This is a genomic window from Phytobacter sp. V91 (genome assembly GCF_965644225.1).
GTDB lineage: Bacteria > Pseudomonadota > Gammaproteobacteria > Enterobacterales > Enterobacteriaceae > CBFFRJ01.
In genome coordinates, this window is the sequence record NZ_CBFFRJ010000178.1 from 1 (window position 1) to 8,254 (window position 8,254).

General features: G+C 54.6%; 8 protein-coding genes and 2 pseudogenes. 4 read left to right on the forward strand and 6 right to left on the reverse strand.

The window, feature by feature from the left end; genetic code table 11:
* Positions 1-590 precede the first annotated feature (590 nt).
* From ACSZO4_RS23505 to darG, 4 genes and pseudogenes are all read left to right on the forward strand, one after another.
* A pseudogene (locus ACSZO4_RS23505) lies at positions 591-734 on the forward strand (AbiEi antitoxin N-terminal domain-containing protein); the annotation flags it as partial.
* Positions 730-1,002 (forward strand): annotated as a pseudogene (locus ACSZO4_RS23510) (nucleotidyl transferase AbiEii/AbiGii toxin family protein); the annotation flags it as partial. The pseudogenes ACSZO4_RS23505 and ACSZO4_RS23510, both read left to right, overlap by 5 nt.
* 22 nt (positions 1,003-1,024) lie before the next feature.
* Positions 1,025-1,681, forward strand: coding sequence for a type II toxin-antitoxin system toxin DNA ADP-ribosyl transferase DarT (gene darT / locus ACSZO4_RS23515; protein ID WP_437891494.1), 657 nt, complete (start codon positions 1,025-1,027; stop codon positions 1,679-1,681).
* The gene (gene darG / locus ACSZO4_RS23520) at positions 1,678-2,745 is read left to right on the forward strand and encodes a type II toxin-antitoxin system antitoxin DNA ADP-ribosyl glycohydrolase DarG (protein ID WP_437891496.1); all 1,068 of its coding nucleotides are present in this window, start codon (positions 1,678-1,680) and stop codon (positions 2,743-2,745) included. Before darT ends, darG begins: the two co-directional genes overlap by 4 nt.
* Positions 2,746-2,895: 150 nt before the next feature.
* On the opposite strand, the gene ACSZO4_RS23525 is transcribed toward darG, so the two are convergent.
* From ACSZO4_RS23525 to ACSZO4_RS23550, 6 genes are read right to left on the reverse strand one after another with little or no spacing between them, the layout of a single operon-like run.
* Entirely contained in the window at positions 2,896-3,852 is a 957-nt protein-coding gene (locus ACSZO4_RS23525; protein WP_437891497.1) for a Csu type fimbrial protein, read from the reverse strand.
* Entirely contained in the window at positions 3,849-6,218 is a 2,370-nt protein-coding gene (locus ACSZO4_RS23530; RefSeq protein WP_437891498.1) for a fimbria/pilus outer membrane usher protein, read from the reverse strand. The genes ACSZO4_RS23525 and ACSZO4_RS23530 overlap by 4 nt, the downstream gene beginning before the upstream one ends.
* A gap of 13 nt (positions 6,219-6,231) precedes the next feature.
* Positions 6,232-6,378 (reverse strand): hypothetical protein, encoded by a 147-nt coding sequence (locus tag ACSZO4_RS23535; RefSeq protein ID WP_437891499.1) that lies wholly within the window; start codon positions 6,376-6,378, stop codon positions 6,232-6,234.
* A 46-nt stretch (positions 6,379-6,424) separates the two neighbouring features.
* Complete coding sequence (locus ACSZO4_RS23540) at positions 6,425-7,006, reverse strand: fimbrial biogenesis chaperone (protein ID WP_437891500.1); 582 nt, start codon at positions 7,004-7,006, stop codon at positions 6,425-6,427.
* A gap of 16 nt (positions 7,007-7,022) precedes the next feature.
* Entirely contained in the window at positions 7,023-7,547 is a 525-nt protein-coding gene (locus tag ACSZO4_RS23545; protein WP_437891501.1) for a Csu type fimbrial protein, read from the reverse strand.
* A 52-nt stretch (positions 7,548-7,599) separates the two neighbouring features.
* Complete coding sequence (locus ACSZO4_RS23550) at positions 7,600-8,133, reverse strand: Csu type fimbrial protein (RefSeq protein ID WP_437891502.1); 534 nt, start codon at positions 8,131-8,133, stop codon at positions 7,600-7,602.
* Between the last annotated feature and the right edge of the window lie 121 nt (positions 8,134-8,254).

Consider the following 8,254-nt stretch of genomic DNA (forward strand, 5'->3'; position numbering starts at 1 on the left):
CGTAGCGAGCCATAGTTCAATATGTTGTGGAAACAGACAGTTACTATAACTCAGGTGATTAAGGGACACAGCCTAATCTCACGGGTGGCGGAACCGGACGAGGTTAGCCTTACCGGCGTTACAGGAAACCGGCGCGTCTTGCGACACCCCCGCCCGGCCCACCATTGAGGTGTAGCCGTGCGCACGACACAAAAACCAGTGTCGCCTGTAACGATACTTCAGGAGGCTAATCCCGGCACCTGATTTTGCAGGTGCGGGATCACAATAGCGTCGGGTTTTAGTCGCTGAAAGGTGTTTTGCGGCAAAAGGCAATCTTCGCGATGAGTCTGGAACCCGCCTCGCAAAATAAAGCAACTCAGCACCATATTTTCAGAATGACATCAACTAAATTAGACAAAACGTTCAGGATGGTTTTTTATACTTCCAGGCAGGATTGATGATATGCATCCTAAATCAATGGTTTATATTTTTTATAAAATGTCGACCATGACACGACAAATTGCAAAATAAACAAACTTCATTTGCCGTGAGAGCAACATCTTTCTAATGTGGTTCAATATTTAATTTATTTGTCCACTCAGGAGCGACATTTGCCAAATTATTTAAACTGGCTAATACAAAATACCCTCCCCGGTCAGGTGTTGCTTCAGTCATGACTTACCCGCAACAGCATAGACCGTAAGCTCTCTTACCTCTATGCCCGGAATGGCTGGCTCAGGCGGATAGCGCACGGCTATCCGGCAGGAAAATAAAGTGGATGAAAAGCGTATTATTGTTAACACCGTTGATGCGCAGATAAAGATTGAGGTCAGCCCGGTCTGGCGCGGGCTGCTGTTGCCACCTACAGAAATGTCGGTATGTAAACAGGTGGAAATGGAATATGGTTTCACCACCATAAATGTCGTCTCGCTGGCGGATCTTTACAGCGGTAAAATCTGCACCGCGCTTGACCGCCAGCATCCACGCAATCTGTTTGACATGCTGAATATGCTGGAGAACCCGCTTAATATAGAAGGGAAAGCACATGGCTTATGATTACAGCGCCAATCTCAACCCGGAAAAAGCCCTGATCTGGCGTATTGTCCATCGGGACAATATCCCGTGGATCCTGGACAACGGCCTGCACTGTGGCAACAGCCCGGTGCAGGCTGCAAACTGGATCAATATCGGCAACCCGGAGCTTATCGACAAACGTGCCGGACATCTGGTGCCTGTCGGAACGGGCGGGACGCTGCATGACTATGTGCCGTTTTACTTTACCCCCTTCTCGCCGATGCTGATGAATATTCGCAGCGGGCGCGGCGGCATTAAGCAGCGCCCCAATGAAGAAATCGTCATTCTGGTCAGCAGCCTGCGAAGCGTGGTGTCGCAAAACGTCCCGTTCGTGTTCACCGACAGCCACGCCTACTATAACTGGGTCAACTACTACACTCGTCTGGACGACCTGAACCAGATCGACTGGCCAATATTACAGGCGCGGGATTTCCGTCGCGATCCGGACGATCCGGCTAAGTTTGAACGCTATCAGGCCGAGGCGTTAATCTGGCAGCACTGCCCAATCACACTGCTGGGCGGGATGATTTGTTACAACGATGGCGTCAAGTTACAATTAGAGCAATGGCTGTCGCAACGCAATCTGTCAATGCCCGTTCACGCACGGGCCGGGTGGTACTTCTCATGATCACATATACACAAGGCAATTTACTGGACGCACCCGTGGAAGCACTGGTGAATACGGTTAATACCGTCGGTGTCATGGGTAAAGGCATCGCGCTGATGTTCAAAGAGCGCTTCCCCGCGAATATGAAAGCCTATGCCCTCGCCTGCAAACAAAAACAGGTAATGACCGGCAAGATGTTTATTACCGAAACCAGTGAGCTGATGGGGCCGCGCTGGATTGTCAACTTCCCCACCAAACAGCACTGGCGCGCCGACTCCCGCATGGAGTGGATTGAAGATGGCTTGCAGGACTTACGTCGCTTTTTGATCGAAGAGAAAGTGCAGTCCATCGCCATTCCCCCACTGGGCGCAGGCAACGGCGGCCTGAACTGGCCGGACGTCCGGGCGCGGATTGAATCTGCGCTGGGCGACCTTCCGGGCACGGAAATCCTGATTTATGAGCCTACCGAAAAATACCAGAACGTCGCCAAGAGCACCGGAGTAAAAAAGCTCACTCCCGCCAGAGCGATGATCGCTGAACTGGTGCGCCGCTACTGGGTGCTGGGGATGGAGTGCAGCCTGCTGGAAATCCAGAAGCTGGCATGGCTGTTACAACGTGCCATTGAACAGCATCAGCAGGAAGATGTTCTGAAACTGCAGTTTGAAGCGCATTATTACGGCCCCTATGCCCCCAACCTGAACCATCTGCTTAATGCGTTGGATGGCACCTATCTGAAAGCCGAGAAACGCATCCCGGACAGCCAGCCGCTGGACGTGATCTGGTTTAACGATCGGGAAAAAGAACACGTCAACCTCTGGCTGAACAACGAAGCCAAAGAGTGGTTACCGGCGCTGGAGCAGGTCAGCCAGTTGATTGACGGTTTTGAATCGCCGTTTGGTCTGGAGCTGCTGGCGACCGTTGACTGGCTGCTGACCCGAGGAGAATGCCAGCCCACGCTGGACTCCGTGAAAGAGGGGCTGCACCAGTGGCCTGCGGGTGAACGCTGGGCCAGCCGTAAGATGAAGCTATTTGACGATAAGAATCTGCAATTTGCCATCAACCGCGTGGTGGAGTTCCATTGCTGAACATTTAGGGAGAGCGCCCTTGAGCACTATCGGCCAGCGCGAACGCGCCACACAGCAGCGTTTGATTCAGTTTTTTGTTAAGGATTTAGGATTTCGCGTTTAACAGAAATGTTGTTCGTCGCTGGCATGATGCTCTCCTCCCTGAATGACTCAATAGGTCACCGTAACCGTCACGGTATCGCTGTAGCTGCCTGCGGGTACGGCATTTTGTGAGGCATTAACGGTGGCGCTAAAGGGAATGTCCTGTGATGATCCCGTACCGGTATCGCTGTAATCACTGCTGCTGCTCCAGACGGTGCCATTGCTCCGGGTAAGTTGATATTGCAGGTAATACGTGGAGCCATCGATGGAAGATGACATCTGACGCCAGTTGCCGCTTTCCGCATTACTGCTGGCCAGATTGACGCTATAGGCCGCACTTAGCGTGCAGCGTACGCTAATGGTACCGCTGGTGCTGGAAAACCCCCCAGGCAGAGTGGCGGTACCAAAATCCACATCCGGGGCGCTGTCGATATAGCAGTAGTTGGTGACTTCCAGCGTCACGATAACGGTCGAGGTCGCAGTACCTGAGGTATAGACGCAGGCATTCGCCAAACCTACGAAGCAAATTTTGTAACTCCAGTTGATGTTGATGGTGTCGGTATAAGTCCCGGCAGGCAGATTGCTTCCGGTGGTCGTGCGCAAATAGAGCGGCAATGATCCGTCGCTGGCGTTGAACAATCCCAGCAGGCCGACCAGCGTAGTCTCAGACCAGGAAACGCTATCGCCAACACTATAGGTTGTGCTGCAGGACGAATCCTTACAGATGGAATAGGACAGATAGCTACCGCTACTGGCATTGTACAGTCGTGGCGTTGAACCAGAGGCGTTGGTTGTCGAGGCGATGGTGGCGGTGATCGTATTGGTGCTGGCAAGAGCCAGCGTGCCACCGGAACAGGTAAAACCGGAGCCAGTCTCCACCGTCTGCGCCTCGCTGGAGACGGAAAAGGAGCTTATCGACCCCATACTGGCTGTTGATGAGCTGCTGCAAGCCGCATAGCTGTCGGGCAGGAACAGCAACCCCACCAGCGCCATGATCAGGTGATACCCGTGGATGCGCCCTTTCATTGCGCTGCCTCCGTCGATGGGTGCGAACCGGCATCACAACGCAGCGGCCCAGGCTGAGCCGGGGTTGTCGTACGATCCGCAAGTGTAAAGGACTGATGACACTGACCACCGGTCAGCAGTTGAACTGACAGACTGTTTTCACGTGGCAGATTGCTCAGGAAAATCATTCCGTCGTAACCCACTACGCTGCTCTGCCCACTGTGCAGTTCTGTTGCCAGGCTGCCTAACGGCAACGGATCTCCGTGGCTGTCGACCAGCCGGAGAGTCACGCTACGAACCGTTTTCACCGGAAAAGAGACCAGCGCACCACTGCCCTCGCGTACCGCCACTTTTTTCTCGACCACCTCGGCACTGGCATCGAGTGGCAGGTTGAGGGTATCGATCTCGACCCTGGCCGGGTACCAGGCATTAACCCAGGGGATCAGCATGTAGCCCTGGCTGTCAGTCTTGCCCATCGGCCGGTTTTCATAACGCACCGGAACATCGCTGTAGCCGTCAGTACTCACCACAATAAAGCCGTCGTTAACATTATTGGTGGCAAAGAGAGCGTTACCCATATACACCAGTGAGCCTTTTAGTCCCCCCCAGTAGTTCTCTTCCCCCCTGTCGCCATAGATGCCTCCTTGCAGCGTGGCGTAAGCGGTTTTCCAGCTCATATCCGCCTGACGATACTGGCTGCTACCGGTCGAATAACCGAGGTTCCAGCCAATCCCGCCATCGCTCGGCGCGGTTTTACTCAATGCGAAACGTTGTGCGTACTCCCCGCTGGTATCGCGCTGTAACTGAGCACTGGCGCTGAGATCGCTACCGAGCGGGATGCTTATTTGCAACTGGGCGCTGTAGCCGCTCTCCCCCAGCGTTTTGTTGAGTGACAGATTGAGGCTGCTGTTGCCCCACATCGAGCGGCTGTAAGAGAGGTTAAGCAACCGGGTACGGCTGTTATCCCAGGCAAGGATGTCAAAATAACCGATACCCAGCGTGCCGCCCCCCCTGCCGAAAGGAGAAGTACTGAAGGTCGCCTGATCCGATCTGCGGCTCAGTTGCGCATGAGTACGAAAGGTCGACAGATCCTCATAGTCATGAGTGCGCTGACTGTGTTGAACGGCGATGCCAAATGCATTCGCATAGTAGGAATAACCCAGGGAGTAGCGCTGCCCCTTGCTGCCATCAATACTGTACGCATTGCTGAATGTCCCCCAATGGCCAACGGTGAGATCGCTGCCCACGCCGCTCAATGCTAAACCGTCGCTCAGTTCGCTATGAGCGGAAAGTGTCAGAGCATTGGTTAAGCCGTAGCGGTAGATAAGGCTGGATGCGCCATGGGCGTAATCCGCGTTTCTGACCCCGTAGTTGCTGCGCAGCGTGCCGAGTGAAACGTCAAAATCACTGAGGCCTTCCCGCAGCAACGTGTTGGAGACGTAAAAGGGAATATTGGTCACCACCTGGCGACCCAGCGCATCGGTGGTCACTACGGTTGCCTCGCCGCTGCCATTAATATAAGGCACATTGGTCAGGGTGAAGGGGCCTGCGTCGAGATTGTTGCTGCTGGCTTTGTAGCCGTTGATAAATAAATCGACGCTACTGGGCACCGCGGAAGTACCACTGTATTGCAGGAGCGGATACGTCACCAGGTCGGGCCGCACGCTGAAGTTACGGCTGATACGCAAGCCGCCCATTCGCACCGAGTTGCTCCACGTCAGCGAGTCGCTGACGAAATCCCCTAACTGGTAGCTTATCATCTGCTCTTCGTCGCTATAGCGCCACGAGGTGTCATACCGCAGGTAGCCGCTGTCCGCATCGCTATTATCGCCAGTGAATGTCCGTCGCCAGGTGCCGGTACTGGTCACCTGACCGTAGTCACTGAACAAGCGGGGCTCCAGCCATACGGAGAGCGTTTGCCTCCCGCTGTACGATTTAAGGTAGTAAGCGTCGTAATTGAACAACATGCCTGAATCGCTGATCGCGGGCACATAATTGAGCATGCTGGCGCTGGTGACGTTCTGCACCGGCAGCCAGTCTACGGGGACGGTGAGTTTTAGCTGCTGGTTAATACTGTCGTACTCCGCCCCGACCTGAGGTAACGCATTCACATCGATAAGCCCGCTCTTCTGCGCGCCAGGCCGGACGTGGTTGCGCGTTAAGGCACCCGCTTCCACCAGATAATGGCCGTTACGATAGAGCACCGGGATCACCTGAGTATCGACCCGACCATTGACCGACAGCATAAGGTAGTAAGTGAATGAGGACAGAGGCGCGACAGACTGGGGAGCAGCGGGAAGCGAATCGTATTCCTGAGCGTGCGCCTGGCTTGTCGCCAGTATTGCCAGCACCACTGCCCACTTGCACCATTGACGGGTTTCGTCCATGCGTCCCCCGCGGTTACCGGGCTGGCGCAATGGCGCGCGACAAAGAGCCATTCGCCAGCTTCGCGTACAGGGTTGTTCCCACCGGCACCGATTTCCCTGACGGTAACGGCCATTTCATCTCCTGACCGGGAAGGATGTAGCCCAGCAGGCCAGCATTCATTTTCAGGGCCGGGGCTTTATCCTCGGGCGTCGTTCCCCAAAAGACATTAGAGAGGCGGGCGTGCACCGCGCCCTGATTGCGAACGATCAGAGCGCCATTTTCCACCCGCCAGCTCAGAACAGGCTGGGTTGCGGGTTGCGGTTTCCGCTTTGCGCTCCGGCTTATCAGTGCGGGCTTTGGTCCACACCCCAGGACCATCAACGAATAACGGCAGCACATAGCGCATCTGCAGCGCCAGCCCCACCTGATCGCTCTTTTGCTTCACATCCGGTGAGGGCAGCTCGTCGATAATGATACGGTAGGACTCCTCCTTTCCGGCCGCCACCGGAGTAATACGCATCAGGCGCACCAGCTGGCGCTGGCCCGGCGGGATAGTCGCGAACGGCGGGCTGGCAACAACATGAGCCTGGTCGGCATAACGGTCCTGCATATTCTGTTGCTTCCATGCCAGTACCCGCAGTTGTAACGTCACACCGCTGGCACCGCGGTTTTCCAGCCACAACGGCACGCTGTTCTGATCGGCTTCAATAACCGGATACACCGGCCAGACCAGCACGGAACTGGCGGCGTAGCACAGGCTGCAAGAGGCCAGCAACAGCCCGGCTATAAAGCGCAGAAAAAATGTCATTGTCTTTATCTTCTTATTAGTAAGAGAGCGTTACGGTTACGGTATCGGTATAGGTTCCTGCTGTCGGCATATCAGCGGAGGCGAACAGCCGGGCGTAGACAGGATAGGTTTGGGTGGTGCCAGAGAAAGACGAAATACTGTAGGCCAGCGAGTCCGTTCCCCACACGGTGGAGCGAACCGAATCCTGGTAGAGCTGGTATCCCAGCGTTTGTGTGCCGGCGCTGTTTGTCATATAGCGCGCAGTACTGCTGCCGCCATTGACGCCGTAATCGAGCGCAATAGTGGCTGCGACACCCGGTGTACAGGTCACCACTATCGAGCCCGAACCCGAACTGCTGACAATATCCACATCGCCGGAAATGGACGACATCATCCCGAAATTAATCGTCCCGAAATCGGTGATGGAACTGCCGCTGCCATCACCAAACACACATCCATTCTCGATAGTTGCGGAAACGGAAAAATCTTTAGTTGTCGTTTCCGCGACAGAAATGCGGCTAAAAGCCAGCAATATAATGATGAAACCATAACGCACCAGCATGTTTCCCTCCCTGGAACAGAGTGGATATGTGTCAATAACAGTGACTGCACGTTTACCAGGAGAGAGTCGCAACGACGGTATCGGTATAAGTCCCGGATGCCGGTGCGGTATTGCTTCCCTGATCGGCAGGCAGAATTCGCCCGTAAACAGGCACATTCTGAGCAGTACCATCCGCAGTGAGGGAAACGGAGCCGTTGAGGGCAATGGTTTCAGTGCGGGCACTGTCCGAGTAGAGCCGATAAGGAATAAGAGTGGTGCCGCCGTCGCTGGAAACGTAGCGGTTAGAACCGTCGCCGTATAAGCCGCCGTCCAGCACCATGGTTGGGCTAAGCCCACTGGTGCACGTCACCGTCATCGAGCCTGAGCCCTGACTATCCGTCACTGAGGCATCGATCACGTTACTAAGGTTAGAGTAGCTACCAAAGTCCAGTGACCCCCATTGGTTAGTACTATCGGAGACGCTGCTGTTGGTAACGAGGCAACCATCGCCGATGGTCAGTGAGATCCCAAGATTGCCGGTTAAGGTACCATCTGCATAAGCAGATCCCACCAGAACCATCGCCAGCAGGCTGGTTCGTAAAGACACCGGTAGTTTCTTGTATGAATACATGGTCAAACCTCCGAAACAAGTAAAGGAAGGTGCGATTTAATCGGTGGGGTTCAGTGGAGTCCTTATCTGTATTAGCCTTACCTTAGCTGAGCTGTAT